The organism is Streptomyces sp. NPDC043870, from assembly GCF_056435785.1.
The window spans coordinates 65,524-83,600 of sequence record NZ_JBWKDT010000001.1 but is presented as its reverse complement, the minus strand read 5'-3'; the positions used below and the strand labels follow the sequence as shown (position 1 = coordinate 83,600).

17 protein-coding genes, 1 pseudogene and 1 riboswitch are annotated in these 18,077 nt (G+C 71.6%); of the genes and pseudogenes, 14 read left to right on the top strand and 4 right to left on the bottom strand.

The genetic code is table 11. The annotated features are described in order from the left end of the window. The first annotated feature begins 116 nt into the window (after positions 1–116). The gene (locus tag AC0699_RS00345) at positions 117–929 is read left to right on the top strand and encodes a carbon-nitrogen hydrolase family protein (RefSeq protein ID WP_478653811.1); all 813 of its coding nucleotides are present in this window, start codon (positions 117–119) and stop codon (positions 927–929) included. A gap of 48 nt (positions 930–977) precedes the next feature. Then, positions 978–2,669, top strand: a complete 1,692-nt coding sequence (locus AC0699_RS00340) for a flavin monoamine oxidase family protein (RefSeq protein ID WP_478653809.1) — start codon at positions 978–980, stop codon at positions 2,667–2,669. 123 nt (positions 2,670–2,792) lie between these two features. On the opposite strand, the gene AC0699_RS00335 is transcribed toward AC0699_RS00340, so the two are convergent. Both AC0699_RS00335 and AC0699_RS00330 read right to left on the bottom strand, forming a co-directional pair. Continuing rightward, on the bottom strand, positions 2,793–3,722 hold the full coding sequence (locus AC0699_RS00335) for an LLM class F420-dependent oxidoreductase (RefSeq protein ID WP_478653806.1): 930 nt from the start codon (positions 3,720–3,722) through the stop codon (positions 2,793–2,795). Positions 3,723–3,737: 15 nt separating this feature from the next. Continuing rightward, the gene (locus AC0699_RS00330) at positions 3,738–4,442 is read right to left on the bottom strand and encodes a DUF5995 family protein (protein ID WP_478653803.1); all 705 of its coding nucleotides are present in this window, start codon (positions 4,440–4,442) and stop codon (positions 3,738–3,740) included. A 183-nt stretch (positions 4,443–4,625) separates the two neighbouring features. Here AC0699_RS00330 and AC0699_RS00325 point away from each other — a divergent pair, with 183 nt between their 5' ends. Then, positions 4,626–5,756 carry a glycoside hydrolase family 6 protein gene (locus AC0699_RS00325; RefSeq protein WP_478654584.1) on the top strand — a complete coding sequence of 377 codons (1,131 nt, stop codon included), beginning with the start codon at positions 4,626–4,628 and terminating at the stop codon, positions 5,754–5,756. A 32-nt stretch (positions 5,757–5,788) separates the two neighbouring features. Here AC0699_RS00325 and AC0699_RS00320 read toward each other — a convergent pair. Both AC0699_RS00320 and AC0699_RS00315 read right to left on the bottom strand, forming a co-directional pair. Beyond that, positions 5,789–5,995: pseudogene (locus AC0699_RS00320) on the bottom strand (solute carrier family 23 protein); the annotation flags it as partial. A 36-nt stretch (positions 5,996–6,031) separates the two neighbouring features. Then, positions 6,032–7,291: an MFS transporter gene (locus AC0699_RS00315; protein WP_478653801.1), complete on the bottom strand. Its 1,260-nt coding sequence runs from the start codon at positions 7,289–7,291 to the stop codon at positions 6,032–6,034. Positions 7,292–7,400: 109 nt separating this feature from the next. Between AC0699_RS00315 and AC0699_RS00310 the strand changes: the two genes are divergently transcribed. From AC0699_RS00310 to AC0699_RS00260, 11 genes are all read left to right on the top strand, one after another. Then, entirely contained in the window at positions 7,401–8,561 is a 1,161-nt protein-coding gene (locus tag AC0699_RS00310) for an ROK family transcriptional regulator (RefSeq protein ID WP_478654581.1), read from the top strand. 588 nt (positions 8,562–9,149) lie between these two features. Beyond that, positions 9,150–9,280, top strand: a riboswitch (FMN riboswitch). Positions 9,281–9,447: 167 nt separating this feature from the next. Then, complete coding sequence (ribD, locus tag AC0699_RS00305) at positions 9,448–10,524, top strand: bifunctional diaminohydroxyphosphoribosylaminopyrimidine deaminase/5-amino-6-(5-phosphoribosylamino)uracil reductase RibD (RefSeq protein WP_478653799.1); 1,077 nt, start codon at positions 9,448–9,450, stop codon at positions 10,522–10,524. Beyond that, on the top strand, positions 10,525–11,133 hold the full coding sequence (locus tag AC0699_RS00300) for a riboflavin synthase (protein WP_469771738.1): 609 nt from the start codon (positions 10,525–10,527) through the stop codon (positions 11,131–11,133). It abuts the gene before it with no gap. 5 nt (positions 11,134–11,138) lie between these two features. Further along, a complete protein-coding gene (locus AC0699_RS00295) occupies positions 11,139–11,774 on the top strand; it encodes a nicotinamide mononucleotide transporter family protein (RefSeq protein WP_478654579.1) in 636 nt (211 codons plus the stop codon). Continuing rightward, positions 11,771–13,066: a bifunctional 3,4-dihydroxy-2-butanone-4-phosphate synthase/GTP cyclohydrolase II gene (locus tag AC0699_RS00290; protein WP_469771737.1), complete on the top strand. Its 1,296-nt coding sequence runs from the start codon at positions 11,771–11,773 to the stop codon at positions 13,064–13,066. Before AC0699_RS00295 ends, AC0699_RS00290 begins: the two co-directional genes overlap by 4 nt. Before the next feature lie 28 nt (positions 13,067–13,094). Further along, positions 13,095–13,580: a 6,7-dimethyl-8-ribityllumazine synthase gene (gene ribH, locus AC0699_RS00285; RefSeq protein ID WP_469771736.1), complete on the top strand. Its 486-nt coding sequence runs from the start codon at positions 13,095–13,097 to the stop codon at positions 13,578–13,580. A gap of 33 nt (positions 13,581–13,613) precedes the next feature. Beyond that, on the top strand, positions 13,614–13,886 hold the full coding sequence (locus AC0699_RS00280) for a phosphoribosyl-ATP diphosphatase (protein WP_093658196.1): 273 nt from the start codon (positions 13,614–13,616) through the stop codon (positions 13,884–13,886). Between the two features lie 64 nt (positions 13,887–13,950). Next, entirely contained in the window at positions 13,951–14,799 is an 849-nt protein-coding gene (gene hisG, locus AC0699_RS00275; RefSeq protein ID WP_478653796.1) for an ATP phosphoribosyltransferase, read from the top strand. 15 nt (positions 14,800–14,814) lie between these two features. Then, a complete protein-coding gene (locus AC0699_RS00270; protein ID WP_478653794.1) occupies positions 14,815–15,273 on the top strand; it encodes a PH domain-containing protein in 459 nt (152 codons plus the stop codon). A gap of 184 nt (positions 15,274–15,457) precedes the next feature. After that, positions 15,458–16,798: a hemolysin family protein gene (locus AC0699_RS00265; RefSeq protein WP_478653791.1), complete on the top strand. Its 1,341-nt coding sequence runs from the start codon at positions 15,458–15,460 to the stop codon at positions 16,796–16,798. Beyond that, the gene (locus AC0699_RS00260; RefSeq protein ID WP_478653789.1) at positions 16,795–17,898 is read left to right on the top strand and encodes a hemolysin family protein; all 1,104 of its coding nucleotides are present in this window, start codon (positions 16,795–16,797) and stop codon (positions 17,896–17,898) included. The genes AC0699_RS00265 and AC0699_RS00260 overlap by 4 nt, the downstream gene beginning before the upstream one ends. Positions 17,899–18,077: the final 179 nt, after the last annotated feature.

The following is an 18,077-nucleotide window of genomic DNA, read 5'->3' as shown; positions in this document are numbered from 1 at the left end:
CGCGCAATGGATCGACACGAGGAACGCAACGGTCCCGCCTTGTCCGGGCCGATCGCCGGAACGTACCGTTCTTGACGTCGCCCTGACGCCCCCATCCACCCTTTCCGAGGTCGCCCATGCCGCCGCTGCGTACCGCCCTGCTCCAGAGCTCCGGGACCCCCGGCGACATCGCGAAGAACCTCGAGATCCTCGACACCCACGCCGCACGCGCCGCGGCCTCGGGCGCGGGGCTCCTCGTCTGCCCCGAGATGTTCCTCACCGGGTACGCGATCGGCTCCGGCATTCACCGCCTCGCCGAGACTGCCGACGGCACCTCCGCACAGACCGTCGCCGAGATCGCCCGCCGCCATGGCGTCGCCGTCCTCTACGGCTACCCCGAGCGAGGCACCGGCGCCGAAGAGGACAGGGTCTACAACGCGGCGCAGCTCATCGGCCCCGACGGCGCCCGCCTCGCGAACTACCGCAAGACCCATCTCTTCGGCTGCTTCGAGCAGGAGTGGTTCACTCCGGGTGACGAGCCCGTCGTCCAGGCCGAGCTCGGCGGTCTCCGGATCGGCATCCTGATCTGCTACGACGTGGAGTTCCCCGAGAACGTACGCGCCCACGCCCTCGCCGGCACGGATCTGCTCGTGGTGCCGACCGCACAGATGCACCCCTTCCAGTTCGTCGCCGAGAAGCTCGTCCCGGTGCGTGCCTTCGAGAGCCAGATGTACGTGGCGTACGTCAACCGGACCGGCCCCGAGGGCGAGTTCGACTTCGTCGGCCTCAGCTGCCTGGCCGGCCCCGACGGCATCGCAAGGGCCCGCGCCGGACACGGCGAGGAGCTGGTGCTCGGCGACGCCGACCCGGACTTCCTGGCCGCCTCGCGCGCCGCCAATCCGTATCTGCGCGACCGCCGCCCCGGCCTGTACGCGTCGCTCTCCCGCTAAGACCTCTCGTCCCGCTGTCCCGCCGCCAGACCAGGAGCAACACCCCCCATGACGTCCACGGTGCCCACCGCCGTCCCGCACACCGACGCGCAGCCGCCCATCACCATGTTCGGGCCGGACTTCCCGTACGCGTACGACGACTTCCTGGCCCACCCGGCGGGCCTCGGCCAGATACCCGCGACCGGGCACGGCACCGAGGTCGCCGTGATCGGCGGCGGACTGTCGGGCATCATCGCCGCGTACGAGCTGATGAAGATGGGCCTCAAGCCGGTCGTCTACGAGGCGGACCAGATCGGCGGACGGCTGCGCACCGTCGGCTTCGACGGCTGCGACGCGTCGCTGACCGCCGAGATGGGCGCCATGCGCTTCCCGCCGTCGTCGACCGCGCTGCAGCACTACATCGACCTGGTGGGCCTGGAGACCAAGGCGTTCCCCAACCCCCTGGCCGAGTCGACCCCTTCGACGGTCGTGGACCTCAAGGGCGAGTCGCACTACGCGGAGACCATCGACGACCTCCCGCAGGTCTACCGCGACGTGATGAACGCGTGGAACGCCTGTCTGGAGGAGGGCGCGGACTTCTCGGACATGAACCGCGCCATGCGTGAGCGCGACGTGCCGCGCGTCCGCGAGATCTGGGCCAAGCTCGTCGAGAAGCTCGACAACCAGACCTTCTACGGCTTCCTCTGCGACTCCGAGGCCTTCAAGTCCTTCCGGCACCGCGAGATCTTCGGCCAGGTCGGCTTCGGCACCGGCGGCTGGGACACCGACTTCCCCAACTCCATCCTGGAGATCCTCCGCGTCGTCTACACCGAGGCCGACGACCACCACCGCGGCATCGTGGGCGGCTCGCAGCAGCTGCCGCTGCGGCTGTGGGAGCGCGAGCCCGAGAAGATCGTGCACTGGGCGCAGGGCACGTCGCTGGCGAAGCTGCACGAGGGTGAGCCGCGCCCGGCGGTGACCCGGCTGCACCGCACCGCCGGCAATCGCATCACCGTCACGGACGCCACCGGTGACATCCGTACCTACCAGGCCGCGATCTTCACCGCGCAGTCCTGGATGCTGCTTTCCAAGATCGCCTGCGACGACTCGCTGTTCCCCATCGACCACTGGACGGCGATGGAGCGCACCCACTACATGGAGTCGTCCAAGCTGTTCGTGCCGGTGGACCGGCCGTTCTGGCTGGACAAGGACGAAGAAACGGGCCGTGACGTCATGTCGATGACGCTCACCGACCGCATGACCCGAGGCACGTACCTCCTGGACGAGGGTCCCGACAAGCCGGCCGTCATCTGCCTCTCGTACACGTGGTGCGACGACAGCCTCAAGTGGCTGCCGCTGTCCGCCAACGAGCGCATGGAGGTCATGCTCAAGTCGCTCGGCGAGATCTACCCGAAGGTCGACATCCGCAAGCACATCATCGGCAACCCGGTGACCGTGTCCTGGGAGAACGAGCCGTACTTCATGGGCGCGTTCAAGGCGAACCTGCCGGGGCACTACCGCTACCAGCGGCGTCTGTTCACGCACTTCATGCAGGACCGGCTGCCCGCCGACAAGCGCGGCATCTTCCTCGCGGGCGACGACATCTCCTGGACGGCCGGCTGGGCCGAGGGCGCGGTGCAGACGGCGCTCAACGCGGTGTGGGGCGTGATGCACCACCTCGGCGGTGCCACCGACTCGACGAACCCCGGCCCTGGTGACGTCTTCGACGAGATCGCTCCGGTGGAGCTTCCGGAAGACTGAGCGTGCCCTGCTGAGGGCCCTGTGAACGAACCCCCGCCGCCGACCGCGACCCGGTCGGCCCCGGGTGGTCGCACCAGCCGCCGCCGACCGGTGACCCCGGTCGGCGGCGGCTCCGTTCGTCCCTCAGACTCCCGCGGCCCGTACGCCCTCGTACACGGCCGCCGCGACGTCCTTCAGCTCCTCCGCGTCCCGCGTCGTGCCCTGCAGTTCGATGAGGAACTCGCCGAGGCCGGGTGCCACATGAGCGGCCAGGTCCTCGACGATCTGGTCCACACTGCCGTGGAACGGCTGCCGGTCGTCGCTTTCCAGCGGCTTCTCGCTGTACGCCGCGTTGGCCCGCACGACGACCTCCAGGGGGCGCTCGCGGCCGCGCTCGGCCGCGACGTCCTGAACGCGCCGCCAGTCCTCGGCAAGCTTCTGCGGGCCCGCCGCGACCGGCATCCAGCCGTCCGCCCGGTCGACCATCCGGCGCGTGGCCCGCGGGCTGAAAGCGGGCAGCAGGACGGGGATGGGCCGGGCCGGTTTGGGGCCCACGACGGAGGGCGCCACGGTGGTCAGCTCGCCCTCGTACGCGACCGGGTCCGGCCCCCACACCGCCTGGCACACGTCCAGCAGTTCGTCGAGGACCGCGCCGCGCTTGTCGAACGGGGCGACGGACGCCGCGGCGTACTCGTCGAGGGACCAGCCGGTGCCGAAGCCGGCGACGACCCGCCCGCCGCTCGCCGCGTCGAGCGTGGCGAGCGTACGCGCCAGCTGGAAGGGGATGTGCAGCGGCGCGATCAGCACACTCGTGCCCAGCCTCGCCCGGCTGGTCGCGGCGGCGGCCAGGGTCAGCGACACCGTCGGTTCGGCGACACTGCGGTACTGATCGGGCCAGGGGAGGCCGGGAACGCCGTACAGCCCCTGGGTGGCGGGCTCGGGAAAGAGCACCCGCTCGAAGGCCCACAGGCTTTCGTAGCCGATGTCCTCGGCCGCCGAGGCCACCGCGGGGATGTCGCGGCCGATGTCGTACTGCCTCATCTGCGGGAGACCGAGTCCGAGCCGGATCGTCATGTGCACTCCTTCGCGTCAGGGCCAGGGGGTGAGCAGGCAGCGCCCGACGAGCCCGACACCCGTGTCCAGCCGCTCGGTGAACTCACCGGCGAGTTCCGGAAGTTCCCGGATCCGCCACAGCAGCCGGGCCGCCGACCAGGCGCCGTCCCGGGCCCGTTCCAGGCTCCATGAGCCGAGCAGATGGGTGAGCGGATCGGCGACCTCCAGCAGATCGGGCCCTGGCATCAGATCCTCGCGGATGCGTTCCTCCAGCATCGTGAGGATGTCGCCCACGTGGTCGAACTCCCCCTCCAGGTCCGGTGGTTCGCAGTCGAGCGTACGACAGGTGTCCACGACCGCCAGCGCGAGATCGTGCCCGATGTGCGCATTGATTCCGGCCAGCGCGAACTGCACCGGGCGTACCCCGGGATGGCGGCGGTACTGGAACAGCGGACGCCAGCAGGCCGGCGGGCGGCCCTCCACGGCGACCGAGCCGACGGCCGAGAGATAGCGCTCGGCGAAGAGAACGTCCAGCGTGGCCGCGGCCCGCCGGTCGGGGAACTCACCACGGTCGATCCGCTCGGCGAGCTCCTCCGTGACCGCCAGATACACCCGGTTGAAGACCGCAACCCCGTCGGCCGCCGGCCAGGCGGAGCGGAACGCGCGCATCCGCGCCACCACCGAGTCGACAGAAGGCGGGCAGGAGCCGTTCCGGGCCGCGAACTCTCCGATCTGCGCCATGGGGGCAGCGTCCCAGCCCTAGGCTCGGACACGGGCCGCCCGGCCGGGGGCTTCCCCAGAACGGGGGAACGCACCGGTCACGTCGGCCGCCGGGGGGAGGGGGCACACGAGGTGTCAGGCGGCGTACGTACCCAGCGCCGGGCGGAACGCGTCGAGCGGCGCCGGGCCGCGCGCCACGGCGTCATGGCCGTCGCGGCATCCGCCGTGGTGGCCGTGGGCACGGTCACCGGACTGGTCTCCGCGGCCGGCGATGCGGACGAGCGGGGGACGGCTCGGCCGGAGGTGAGCAGCTCACCCGTGACGGTTCCGCTGCCCGCGCGGCCCAGCCCCACGATGCCGGCGCGGCCGTCGACGGCCGCGCCGGCCACGTCCACGGCACCGCCCGAGGCGTCGGTGAAGCCTTCGCCCCGGCCGTCGGCACGGCCGTCCCCGCGCGGGGAGACGCCTGACGTCGGCGCCCGGCTGTACCGCCATCCGCAGTCGCAGGTCCTGGACTGGATACGGGCCAACCGCGACGACCCACGCCGCCCCCTCATCGAGTCACGGATCGCCGCCCACCCGGCCGCGGTCTGGTTCACCTCCCACAACCCCGGTGAGATCAGGGACGAGGTGCGGTCGGTGACGTCGTCGGCGGCGGCAGCGCGCCGCGTGCCGGTCCTCGTGCCGTATGCGATCCCCGGCCGCGACTGCGGCGGCGCGTCCCAGGGCGGGGCGCCGGATCTGGCCGCGTACGACCGATGGATGGCGGAGTTCGCGGCCGGGCTCGGCGACGAGCCGGTCATCGTCGTCCTCGAACCCGACTCGATCGCGCTCTCGGACTGCCTTTCCGACAGTGACCGGGTCGCGCGTTTCGCCGCGCTGGCCCGGGCCGGCCGCACACTGAAGGCCGCCGGCCCGCGGGCGAAGGTCTACTTCGACGCGGGCCACTCCGGCTGGCACCCGGCCGCGCAGCAGGCGGCTCTGCTGCGCGCGGCGGGCGCCGTGACCGCGTCGGACGGGATCTTCACCAACGTCTCCAACTTCCACAGCACGGCCGACGAGGCGCGGTACGCCCGGGAGGTGCTCGCCGCGCTGGGCGGACCAGCGCGTCTGGGTGCCGTCATCGACACCAGCCGCAACGCCAACGGCGCCCCGGCAGCCGGAGAGTGGTGCGACCCGGCGGGCCGGGCGCTCGGCAGGGCGCCGACGACCGAGACCGGCGAGGCCCGGATCGATGCCTATCTGTGGATCAAGCTGCCCGGGGAGTCGGACGGCTGCAGGGGTGCGGCCGGCACCTTCACACCCGACTACGCCTACGACTTGGCGACCGGCTGACCGCCGCCCCCGGCATCGCCGCCGGAGTCGTCGTCGTCCAGCGGGTCGCCGGTCATCTCGCCGACGGCCTCGACGTGTCCGGCGTTCTCGGCGATCAGGGCGATCACGACGGGCAGGGCGACCAGAATCGCCGACCACTCGAAGCTCGGTGCATGGAAGTTCGGCGGCCCGATCCAGTCGGCCTTGGCAACGCCGGAGAGGTGTAGGCGCCAGTGGTCGGCGGCCTCAGCGCCGCCCGCCAGGGCTCGATCAAGGGCCGAGGCCCCCGGACGAGCTCATTTCGAGCCCCGCTGGGGGTCCTCCCATGCCCGCAGGTCCGGCGCCGGCGCCGGCGTGGCCGCCCCGGACGCGGCGGGCGCCACCCCACGCGCGCTGCCGCGCAGCACCCCCGCCCCCACCACCAGCCCGAACGCCAGCACCGTCACCAGCCCGAACGACACCGTCAGCGAGGTCAGATCCGCGATCCCGCCGATCGCCGACGGCGCGATCAGCCCCGAGGTGTACGTGATCGTCGCGACGCCCGCGATCGACTGGCTCGGGCTCGTGCCGCTGCGCCCCGCCGCCGCGAAGGCCAGCGGTACGACCACGGCGATCCCGAGGCCGATGCAGCCGAACCCCGCCATCGCGGCCACGGGGTGCGGCGCCAGGACCACCAGGACCCCGCCGGCCGTCGCCAGCACTCCTCCGGCCCGGACGGTGCGCACCGGTCCGAAGCGGTCCACCACCCGGTCGCCCGCCAGGCGGGCGACCGCCATGGTCAGCGCGAACGCGGTGGTGGACGCGGCCGCGAGCCCCGCCGAGGTACCCAGCACATCCCGCAGGTACACCGCCGACCAGTCCAGGCTCGCCCCCTCCGCGAACACCCCGCAGAAGCCGATCGCGCCGATGATCACCGCGGAGCGCGGCGGCAGCGCGAACCGAGGCGGCGGCTCCTCGTCCGGGGTGCTGCGCAGGTCCAGTACGCCGTGGCAGGCCAGCAGGCCGAGGATCGTGAGGACGGCGGATGCGAGGGCGTGGTGGAGCCGGGCGTCGCCGCCGAGATGCGCGGCGAGTGTGCCGCCGGCGGAGCCGATCAGGGCGCCCGCGCTCCACATGCCGTGCAGGCTGGACATGATCGAGCGGTCCAGGCGGTTCTCCACCTCGACACCGAGCGCGTTCATGGCGACGTCGGACATCCCGGCCGTGGCGCCGAACACGAAGAGCGCCGCGCACAGCGCGTACACGTTGGGGGACAGCGCCGGCAGCATCAGGGCGAGCGTCCACAGGGCGAGCAGTCCGCGCAGGGCCGTGCGCGCGCCGAAGCGGTGGCTGATCGTCCCGGCGAGCGGCATCGCGAGGGACGCGCCGATCGCGGGAAATGCGAGGGCCAGGCCGAGCTGGCCCGCCCCGACCCCGGCATGGTCCTGGATCCAGGGGATCCGGGTGGCGAAGCTGCCGGTCACGGCGCCATGCACACAGAAGACGGCCGCCACGGCGTACCGCGCCCTGATCAGCCGCGCCTTGTCGAAGACCACGTCACTCGACATCCCTGTCATCCTCCCCTGGGCCGTGGCGCGTAAACTATCAGGAACCCTGCCTGATAAATAGACCCCGCCATGTCGGGCGGTGGCGATCTGGAAGGATCCCGGTATGCCCGCACCCGGTATGCCCGCGTCCCCGAGTACCGCCCGGGCCATCAACGACCGGCTCGCCCTGCGACTCCTGCAGGACGAGGGCCCGTTGACGGCAGGTCAGCTGAAGACCTTGACCGGCCTCTCCCGGCCGACTGTCGCCGACCTCGTCGAGCGGCTGCAGGGGTCGGGGCTGATCCATGTCGTCGGTGAGGCGGGTGCGCGGCGCCGCGGCCCGAACGCCCGGTTGTACGGGATCATCGCCGACCGTGCACATCTGGCCGCGCTCGATGTGCGCACCCAGGGCGTCTCGGTCGTCGTCGCGGATCTCGTCGGCACGACCCTTGCCGAGGCGACCCTCCCGATCGGCAGCGACACCGGCACCGAACCGGCCGAGGAGCGGGCCGTCGCACTCCTGGAGCGCACCGCGCGCGAGGCCGGCGTGACGCGGCTGCACAGCGTCGGCATCGGTGCGCCGGGGCTGATCGACCCCGTCACGGGTGAGCTGCGTGACTCCTCCGGACTGCCCGCCTGGCACCGCAGGCTCGTCGGCGCCCTGCAGGAGCGTCTCCCCGCCACCGTGCTCGTGGAGAACGAGACCAATCTGGCGGCCGTCGCGGAACAGCGCGTCGGCGCCGCGCGCGACCTGGACGACTTCGTCCTGCTCTGGCTCGGTCAGGGGGTCGGCGCGGCGGTCGTCCTCGGCGGCACGCTGCGCCGCGGGGCGTCGGGCGGCGCCGGCGAGATCGGTTTCCTTCCGGTCCCGGGCACCGGCGGCCTGCCGTCCGCCACTGGCTGTGACGCCGGCTTCCACGCGCTGGCGGGGGCGGTCGCGGTCCGTGAACTCGCCGCCCGGTACGGCATCGACGGCCCCGCCGAAGAGGCGGTACGCGCCGCAGCGGCGAAGCCGGAGCAGCGCGGCGCGCCCTTCCTGGACGTGCTCGCCGACCGCCTGGCAGTCGGTGCCGCCGCCGTGGCCGCCGTACTGGACCCGGGGTGCGTGGTCCTCGGCGGCGAGATCGGCCACGCCGGCGGCGCGGCCCTCGCCACCCGGGTCGAGGCGCGTCTCGCCACGCTGTCCCCCTTGCACACCGAGATCCGTCCGGCGGCGCTGGGCGGCGAGGCGGTGCTGCGAGGTGCCCTCCTCGCCGCCCGCGACGCGGCCCAGGCCGAGCTCTTCGCCCCGGGCGCCTGAGGTCCCTGTCCGGTACGGGCCGACAGCCCGCCGGGGGACCCGGCGGCGGCAAGGGCCGGTAACCGCCGCCGGGCGTTCTCGCGGGCCGGCACGCTCTGGGGTCCTCCCGGGACATCCCGGTCCCCCGTGGCCCCGGCTCCGCCGCTGCGGGTGCTTCGCGCCACGGGCCGACCGGACGCCCGTTGAGCCGCGTCGGGCCACAACAACGCCCGCACCGGCAGGCCGGATCCAGTGAGGTACGCAGAGACTAAAAGGACTAGACCAGTGGGTCAATAGGCTTGGATCGACTGCGGGTGGCCCCGGCCCTGGAGGGAGCCCGGACCGCTCGGCGGGGTGCCGGGTCGCGTCTTCGAAGTCCCGTTCTGCCCGGCGATGCCTTGCCCGTCCTCCGGGCGGGCGGGGCCGTCCGGGACCTCGCCTACCGTCGGGACGTGGAACACGGCCCCGGCGCCGAGCCCGTCCGGAGCGAGCTGCCGGGCGGCGAGTTCCCGGAGTGGTGGCCTCGTCGCCGTCAGTTGTGAGTCAGGACACAGTGATTCGCTCGCATGGGCCGCAATCAGGCGTGGCACACTGGCCCTGTATCAGCAGCAGCGCACTCCGGGGTCGGTGTAATTCCGAACCGGCGGTTACAGTCCGCGACCCGTCCGCATCCAGCGGCCGGTTGACCAGGTGAAATTCCTGGACCGACGGTGAAAGTCCGGATGGGAGGCAGTGCGCGGTGGGCGACCCTCGTGGTCCGTCGGCCGTCTGTGGCTGATCGTCCTTGCGGGAGATCCTCGAGGACGGTCGGTTCCGTCGGGCCCGGCGTTCCCGTGAGGTGTTGTTCCGCTTTCTCTGTCGTCATCGACAGCCCCGGAGTCCGTGCCCGAAGAGGCAGGAGGACCCGGTGGCCACCGCAGCCGACGCAGACGCGATGCGCCGAGCCATTGAGCTCGCCGCCCGCGGACTCGGCTCCACCAGCCCCAACCCGGTCGTCGGGTGCGTCATCACCGACGCGTCCGGACAGCCCGTTGGCGAGGGGTTCCACCAGCGCGCCGGCGGCCCGCACGCCGAGATCCACGCCCTCCGTGACGCGGGCGAGCGCGCCCGCGGCGGCACCGCGTACGTCACCCTCGAACCCTGCAACCACACCGGTCGCACCGGCCCCTGTGCGCAGGCGCTCGCCGACGCCGGGATCGTCCGGGTCGTGTACGCCGTCGCCGACCCGAACCCGCAGGCCACCGGCGGTGCCGGCACGCTGCGCGCGGCCGGCGTCCAGGTCGGGTCCGGGCTCCTCGCCGACGAGGCCGAAGCCGGCAACCTCGCCTGGCTCACCTCCGTACGCCTGGGTCGTCCCTACGTCCTGTGGAAGTACGCCGCCACCCTCGACGGCCGTATCGCCGCCGCGGACGGCACCAGCCGCTGGATCAGCTCCCCCGAGTCCCGCGCCGACGTCCACCGGCTGCGCGCCGAGGCCGATGCCGTGATCGTCGGCTCCGGCACGGCCCGCGCCGACGACCCGCACCTCGCCGTGCGCGGTGTCGACGGCGCCGTACAGCCACTGCGCGTCGTCGTCGACACCGACGCCACCGCCGTGAAGCCCGGGGCCCGCGTCCTCGACGATGCCGCCCCGACCCTGATCGCGGTCGCCGAGGACGCGGAGAGCGACCTCCCGGACGTCCTGCGGCTGCCCAGGGACGGCCGTGGTCTGTCCGTCACCGCACTGCTGGACGCCCTGTACGAACGAGGCGTCCGCTCCGTACTCCTCGAAGGCGGACCGGCCCTCGCCGGGTCCTTCATCGCTGCGGGAGCCGTCGATCGAGTCGTCGGCTACCTCGCGCCCGTACTCCTCGGCGAGGGGCGCGCGGCCCTCGCCGACGCCGGAATCACCACCATCACCGAAGCGTTGCGGCTCGACGTGACCGAGACCGTCCGGATCGGCCCCGATCTTCGCATCACCGCGACCGTCCCCAAGGGAGCTTGAGTGTTCACCGGAATCGTCGAAGAGCTGGGTGAGGTCACCGCGGTCGAGGACCTCGGCGACGCCTCCCGCTTCCGCCTGCGCGGTCCTGTCGTCACCGACGGCGCGAAGCACGGAGACTCCATCGCCGTCAACGGCGTGTGCCTCACCGTCGTGGACACCGCCGACGGCGAGTTCACCGCCGACGTGATGGCCGAGACACTGAACCGCTCCAGCCTCGGTGCGCTCGCCGCCGGCTCCCGCGTCAACCTGGAGCGGCCGATGGCCGTCGGCGGCCGGCTCGGCGGCCACATCGTCCAGGGACACGTCGACGGCACCGGCACCATCGTCGACCGCAAGCCGTCCGAGAACTGGGAGATCGTCAAGATCTCGCTCCCCGCGGACCTCACGCGGTACGTCGTCGAGAAGGGCTCCATCACCGTCGACGGAGTGAGCCTCACCGTCGTCGACGCGGGCCCCGACTACTTCACCATCAGCCTGATCCCCACCACCCTCGCGCTGACCACGCTCGGCATCAAGCAGCCCGGCGACCCGGTCAACCTCGAGGTCGACGTCATTGCCAAGTACGTCGAGCGACTGCTCGGCGCCGACGCCAAGGAGAGCGCGAAGTGAGCGCCCTGGACTGGCTGAACTCGGAGGCCTTCACCGCCTTCGGCCAGCACATCAAATGGTCCGACATGATCGGCAACATCGTCGGCCTGACCGCGCTCGCACTCGGCTGGCGGCGCTCGATATGGACCTGGCCCGCCCAGTTCGCCTCCGGCGTCATCCTCTTCGCCGCGTTCGCCACGTCCCACCTGACGGGCAGCGCCGGCAAGCAGGTCGTCGTCATGGCCGTCGCGGCATGGGGCTACTGGCAGTGGACCCGCGGCCGGCAGCAGGCCCAGGACGGTTCGATCGCCGTCCGCTTCGCCACCTGGCGCGAGCGCGGGGTGATGGCCGGCACGGCCGTCCTCGGCACCCTCGCCGTCGGCGGGCTGTTCACCGCGTACCCGTCGCTGTCCTGGGACCCGTGGCCCGACGCGTACATCTTCGTCGGCACGCTGGTCGCCATGTACGCCCAGGCGCGCGGCATGGTCGAGTTCTGGTTCGCCTGGCTGCTCGTCGACCTGGTCGGCGTACCGCTCAACTTCGCCAACGGCTTCGCCTTCTCCGGCTTCGTCTACGTCATCTACGGCGCGCTCGTCCTGTGGGGCCTGCGCGACTGGTGGCTCCGGTCCCGCACCCCCGTTCTGGAAGGAGCGGCAGCATGAGTGCTCTGCCCACCTGGTACCCGACGGACAACGACGACACCGAGGGATTCGCCCTCGACCCCGTCGAGCAGGCCATCCGTGACATCGCCGCGGGCCGGCCCGTCGTGGTCGTCGACGACGAGGACCGTGAGAACGAGGGCGACCTCGTCATCGCCGCCGAGAAGGCCACGCCCGAGATCGTCGCCTTCATGATGAGCGAGTGCCGCGGGCTGATCTGCGCGCCCATGGAGAGCGACGAGCTGGAGCGACTTCAGCTGCCGCAGATGGTCGACCACAACACCGAGTCGATGAGCACGGCCTTCACCGTCTCCGTCGACGCCGCCCCCGTGTACGGCGTGACCACCGGCATCTCCGCCGCCGACCGGGCCACGACCCTGCAGCTGCTGGCGAGCGGCACCGCCGAGCCGACCGACTTCGTGCGCCCCGGCCATGTCTTCCCGCTGCGCGCCAAGCCCGGTGGTGTCCTCGTACGCAACGGCCACACCGAGGCCGCCGTCGACCTCGCCCGGCTCGCGGGACTGCGCCCCGCCGGAGCGATCGTGGAGATCGCCGGCGAGGACGGCGTCATGCTGCGGCTGCCCGAGTTGATCCCGTTCGCCCGCAAGCACGGCCTTACGATCATCTCCATCGAAGACCTGATCGCCTACCGCCGCAGCTCCGAGCCGACTGTCCGCCGCGAGGCCGAGGTCAGTCTGCCCACCGCGCACGGCGCCTTCACGGCGTACGGCTACCGCTCCACCGTCGACGGAGTCGAGCATGTCGCCCTCGTCCACGGCGACATCGGTGACGGCGAGGACGTCCTCGTCCGCGTCCACTCCGAGTGCCTGACCGGGGACATCTTCCACTCGCTGCGCTGCGACTGCGGCCCCCAGCTGCAGGCCTCCATGGAGCGCATCACCGAGGCCGGGCGCGGAGTGGTCGTCTATCTCCGCGGCCACGAGGGCCGCGGCATCGGTCTGCTGTCCAAGCTGCGGGCTTACGAACTGCAGGAACGCGGCCGCGACACGCTGGACGCCAACCTGGAGCTCGGCCTGCCCGCCGACGCCCGGGACTACGCCGCGGGCGCGCAGATCCTCGTCGACCTCGGCGTACGCAGCCTCCGGCTGATGACCAACAACCCCGACAAGATCAGCGCGCTGGTGCGGCACGGCCTGAAGGTCGAGGGCCGCGAGGCCATGCCGGTACAGGCGGGCGAGCACAACCTGCGGTATCTGCGGACCAAGCGGGACCGGATGGGACACGATCTGCCCTGGCTCGACGCCGCCACCGCGTCGACCTGCGGCAACCAGTAAGACAGCAAGAAACGGAACGAGGAGAAACGTGAGCGGCAAGGGCGCACCCGAACTGTCCGTACGCAACTGCGGAGACCTCCGCGTGGCGGTCATCGCGGCCCAGTGGCACGAGAAGATCATGGACGGACTCGTCGACGGCGCCCTGCGCGCCCTGCACGAGCTGGGCATCGACGAGCCGACCCTGCTGCGGGTCCCCGGCAGCTTCGAGCTCCCCGTCGTCGCCAAGGTGCTGGCCGGCCGGGGCTATGACGCGATCGTCGCGCTGGGTGTCGTGATCCGTGGCGGAACCCCCCACTTCGAGTACGTGTGCCAGGGCGTCACCCAGGGCCTCACCCAGGTCTCCATCGACACGGGCGTCCCCGTCGGCTTCGGCGTACTGACCTGCGACACCGAGGAGCAGGCGCTCGACCGGGCCGGGCTGGAGGGCTCCAACGAGGACAAGGGACACGAGGCGGTCACCGCCGCCGTGGCCACCGCGGCGACGCTGCGTTCAGTATCTGAACCCTGGCGCTGAGGAGAGGGCACTTCCGCGTAGGGTGGGACCACCATGTCCAAGAAGACTTTCGAGGAGCTCTTCGCCGAGCTCCAGCACAAGGCCGCCAACGGCGATCCCGCCACCTCCCGCACCGCCGAGCTGGTGGACAAGGGTGTCCATGCCATCGGCAAGAAGGTCGTCGAGGAGGCCGCCGAAGTGTGGATGGCCGCCGAGTACGAGGGCAAGGAAGCCGCAGCCGAGGAGATCTCGCAGCTGCTGTACCACGTCCAGGTGATGATGGTCGCCCGGGGGATTTCCCTCGACGACGTCTACGCCCACCTCTGATACGCACTCCTCCGAGCAAATGGCTCAGACGGTTCCCACTCTCCAAGCAAAGGAAGCCCGCCCCATGCTGCGCATCGCCGTCCCCAACAAGGGTTCACTCTCCGGACCTGCGGGGGAGATGCTCCATGAGGCGGGCTACCTCCAGCGCAAGGACTCCAAGGAGCTTGTGCTCGTCGACCCGGAGAACGAGGTCGAGTTCTTCTATCTGCGCCCCCGCGACATCGCGATCTATGTCAGCTCGGGCCGCCTCGACATCGGCATCACCGGCCGCGATCTGCTCCTCGACTCCGGCGCGAACGCCGAGGAGATCCTCCAGCTCGGCTTCGCCCGCTCGACCTTCCGCTACGCCACCAAGCCCGGTACCGCGTCCGGCGTCGAGGACTTCGGCGGGCTGACGATCGCCACCTCGTACGAGGGCATCGTCGCCAAGCACCTCGCGGACAACGGCATCGACGCCTCCGTCGTCCACCTCGACGGCGCCGTCGAGACCGCGATCGAGCTGGGCGTCGCCCAGGTCATCGCCGATGTCGTGGAGACCGGCACCAGCCTGCGCAACGCCGGGCTCGGCGTCATCGGTGAGCCGATCCTCACCTCCGAGGCCGTCGTCATCCGCCGCACGGGTGCCAACGCGGACGATCCCAAGGTGCAGCAGTTCCTGCGCCGCCTCCAGGGCGTCCTCGTGGCCCGCAGCTACGTGATGATGGACTACGACTGCCGCGTCGAGAACCTGGAGCAGGCCGTCGCCCTCACCCCGGGCCTCGAATCGCCGACCGTCTCCCCGCTGCACAACGAGGGCTGGGTCGCCGTCCGCGCGATGGTCCCCGCCAAGGAGGCGCAGCGGATCATGGACGACCTCTACGAGCTGGGCGCCCGCGCGATCCTGACCACGGCGATCCACGCCTGCCGTCTCTGAGGACCGGCACGGATCATGACTGTGGAACAACAGGAGCTCCCCACCCTGCCGGTGACCTTCAGGCCGACCCGTACCCGGGCCGTCCTGCTGTCCGTCGGCACCGTGATGTTCGCCGTCATCACGGCCGTCGCGCTCGCGCTGGAGAAGCTCGGCCCGGGTGAGCGGATCAGCTTCGTCTTCACCGCGTCGGTCTTCTTCGGCGTACTGGCCCTGCTCAGCCGTCCCAAGGTCGTCGCCGACGACCAGGGCGTCACCGTCGTCAACCTCACCCGCACCCGCCGGCTGGAGTGGGCGGAGATCCTCCGTGTCAACCTCCGACCGGGTGACCCCTGGGTGTTCCTCGATCTGAGTGACGGCACCAGCCTCCCGGTCCTCGGAATCCAGCCGGGAATCGCCCGTCAGCACGCGATCCGTGACGCACGGGCCCTGCGCGCCCTCGCCGAATCCAGGGGAACCGGCACGGACAACGGCTGAGCCCCTGCCCCACGGGGCAGGCTCGTGATTACTCTTGAGGCGGAGGCGCCGAGTGCGCCTCCGCCTCACACCCGCGTGGCCACAGTGGCCCGTGAGGCCAACTGCGACCCGAGGAGTGACTCCCTCCAGCAATGGACGGATCGTCCGGTAGTACCTGCGCCGCCCCCTCCCAGGAGGCGGCGGCATGATCATCCCGCTACTGCTGCTCTGCGCGGCATTCCTTCTCATCCTCGCCAACGGGTTCTTCGTGGCCGCCGAGTTCGGCCTCGTCACCGTGGAGCGCGCCGACGCCGAGCGTGCCGCCGCCGAGGGCGACCGTCGTGCCAGGGGCGTCGTCCGAGCCCTGCGCGAGCTGTCGTTCCAGCTGTCCGGCACCCAGCTCGGCATCACCATCACCTCCCTCGTCGTCGGCATGCTCGCCGAGCCCGCGCTCGCACAGCTGCTCGATCCACCGCTCACCGCGGCGGGGATACCGGACGCGGCCGTCCCCGGCGTCGCCGTCGCGATCGGGATGCTCTTCGCCTCCGCCGTGCAGATGGTGGTCGGCGAGCTCGTCCCGAAGAACTGGGCGGTCTCCAGGCCGCTGCAGGTCGCCCGGTTCGTGGCCGGCCCGCAGCACCGCTTCTCGACCGTCTTCCGGCCCGTGATCGCACTGCTCAACGCCGTCGCCAACCGGCTCGTCCGGGCGCTCGGCGTCGAGCCCAAGGAGGAGCTGGCATCCGCCCGCACCCCCGGTGAACTGGTCTCCCTCGCCCGTCACTCGGCCCGCGCCGGGGCGATCGAACAGGACACGGCGGATCTGTTCGTACGAACCCTGTCGCTCGGTCATCTCACCGCCCAGCATGTGATGACCCCGCGCGTGAAGATGAGCGCGCTCCAGTCCGACGCGACCGCCGCGGACGTTCTCAACCTCACCCGCGCCACCGGTCTCTCCCGCTTCCCCGTCTACCGGGACCGCATCGACGAGATCGTCGGCATGGTCCATCTGAAGGACGCACTGGCCGTCCAGGCACATCAGCGGCTGCGTACCCCGGTCGGCCGCATCGCCGTCCCGCCGCTGCTGGTGCCCGAGACCCTGCCCGTACGGCAGCTGCTGGAGCAGCTGCGCAGCGAACAGCCGATAGCTGTCGTCGTCGACGAGTACGGCGGCACGGCCGGCGTCGTCACCCTGGAGGACATCGTCGAGGAGCTCGTCGGCGAGGTCCGCGACGAGCACGACGCCGAAGGGGACGGCAGGCCCGAGCTGGCCCCGGCGGCTCCCGAGGACGGCAATCCGGCATGGGAGGCCGACGGCAGCTGCCGCGTCCTCACCCTGCGGCGGATAGGTCTCGACGTACCCGACGGGCCGTACGAGACCGTCGCCGGGCTGGTCGCCGATCTCCTCGGCCGGATCCCGGCGCCCGGCGACCGGGCCGACCTGCCCGGCTGGCGGCTCTCCGTACGGCAGGTGGACCGGTACCGGGCCGAGCGGGTCCGGCTCGTGCGGACCGCGGATGTGCAGGCCGCCGTGGAGGCCGTGCGATGAGCGTCCTCCAACTGCTGTTCGCGTTGCTGCTCGTGCTCGCCAACGGCTTCTTCGTCGGCGCGGAGTTCGCGCTCGTGTCCGTACGCCGCAGCCAGATCGAACCGCTCGCGGCCGCGGGCTCCTCGCGGGCCCGCCAAGTGCTGCACGGGCTGGAGAACCTGCCGCAGATGATGGCCGCGGCGCAGTTCGGCATCACCGTCTGTTCGCTGACCCTCGGCGCGGTGGCGGAACCGACCGTGGCGCATCTCCTGGAGCCGGTCTTCCACGCGGCGCACGTCCCCGAGAGCCTCATCCATCCGCTCGGTTACGTCATCGCCCTCGCCGTCGTCGTCTTCCTGCATCTCGTCATCGGCGAGATGCTCCCGAAGAACCTGGCGATGGCCGCACCGGAGAAGACCTCCCTCTGGCTCAGCCCCGCGCTGGTCGGTTTCGCCCGGCTGTGCCGTCCGGTGACGGTGTCGCTCGGCGCCTGTGCCCGGCTGGTGCTCAGGCTGTTCCGCGTCGAACCCAAGGACGAGGTGGAGGCGGTCTTCACCAGCGACCAGCTCGGCCAGCTGGTCGAGGACGCGGGCCAGGCGGGACTGCTGGAGCGGGAGGAGCAGGATCTGCTCGAAGACGCGCTGGAGCTGGGCAGCCGCCCGGTGACGGACGTCCTCATCACCCGGTCGGCCCTGGTGACCGTGCCCCCGTCGGTGACGGCCCGGCAGATCGAGGAGCTCACCGTACGGACGGGCTACTCGCGCTTCCCGGTGTGCGGCGAGGGCAGCGGCCCCTTCATGGGCTATCTGCACGTCAAGGACGTCCTCGACATGGAGGACGGCGACCGGGCCGTACCGCAGCACGTCTGGCGCCCCATGGCCACGCTGCGGGCCGAGCTGCCGCTGGACGACGCCCTCACCGTGATGCGCCGCGCCGCCACCCATCTGGCGCAGGTCGCGGACGCATCGGGCCGGGTGCTCGGACTGGTCGCCCTGGAGGACGTGCTGGAGATGCTGGTGGGCGAGGTGCGGGACCCTGCCCACCGGGCCCCGGCCCCGGCGCCCCGGCGCCCCGAGGAAACGGTGGGGGCTCACCCCCCGCTCAGCCCGTCCGGCGTCTGACGGCACAGACGCCGGCCCGCCGAACGGGCCGGCGTCTCCGTCACGCACGGACGCAGGCGTGAGGGCCTGTCCGGTGGATCTTGCTGGGCAGCCTGATCCCCCGACAAGGCCTACGGGACCCTAGGGGCCCTTGGGGCGGGGGTCACCACCAACAAGCCCAAAAACCAACCCCCCCCCGC

What these genes read in the sequence shown, in the direction of transcription:
- AC0699_RS00345 (WP_478653811.1), top strand. Translation starts at nt 117, where the DNA reads ATGCCGCCGCTGCGTACCGCCCTGCTCCAGAGCTCCGGGACCCCCGGC.
- AC0699_RS00340 (WP_478653809.1), top strand. Translation starts at nt 978, where the DNA reads ATGACGTCCACGGTGCCCACCGCCGTCCCGCACACCGACGCGCAGCCG.
- AC0699_RS00335 (WP_478653806.1), bottom strand. Translation starts at nt 3,722, where the DNA reads ATGACGATCCGGCTCGGACTCGGTCTCCCGCAGATGAGGCAGTACGAC.
- AC0699_RS00330 (WP_478653803.1), bottom strand. Translation starts at nt 4,442, where the DNA reads ATGGCGCAGATCGGAGAGTTCGCGGCCCGGAACGGCTCCTGCCCGCCT.
- AC0699_RS00325 (WP_478654584.1), top strand. Translation starts at nt 4,626, where the DNA reads ATGGCCGTCGCGGCATCCGCCGTGGTGGCCGTGGGCACGGTCACCGGA.
- AC0699_RS00315 (WP_478653801.1), bottom strand. Translation starts at nt 7,291, where the DNA reads ATGACAGGGATGTCGAGTGACGTGGTCTTCGACAAGGCGCGGCTGATC.
- AC0699_RS00310 (WP_478654581.1), top strand. Translation starts at nt 7,401, where the DNA reads ATGCCCGCGTCCCCGAGTACCGCCCGGGCCATCAACGACCGGCTCGCC.
- AC0699_RS00290 (WP_469771737.1), top strand. Translation starts at nt 11,771, where the DNA reads ATGAGTGCTCTGCCCACCTGGTACCCGACGGACAACGACGACACCGAG.
- AC0699_RS00280 (WP_093658196.1), top strand. Translation starts at nt 13,614, where the DNA reads ATGTCCAAGAAGACTTTCGAGGAGCTCTTCGCCGAGCTCCAGCACAAG.
- hisG (WP_478653796.1), top strand. Translation starts at nt 13,951, where the DNA reads ATGCTGCGCATCGCCGTCCCCAACAAGGGTTCACTCTCCGGACCTGCG.
- AC0699_RS00270 (WP_478653794.1), top strand. Translation starts at nt 14,815, where the DNA reads ATGACTGTGGAACAACAGGAGCTCCCCACCCTGCCGGTGACCTTCAGG.
- AC0699_RS00265 (WP_478653791.1), top strand. Translation starts at nt 15,458, where the DNA reads ATGATCATCCCGCTACTGCTGCTCTGCGCGGCATTCCTTCTCATCCTC.
- AC0699_RS00260 (WP_478653789.1), top strand. Translation starts at nt 16,795, where the DNA reads ATGAGCGTCCTCCAACTGCTGTTCGCGTTGCTGCTCGTGCTCGCCAAC.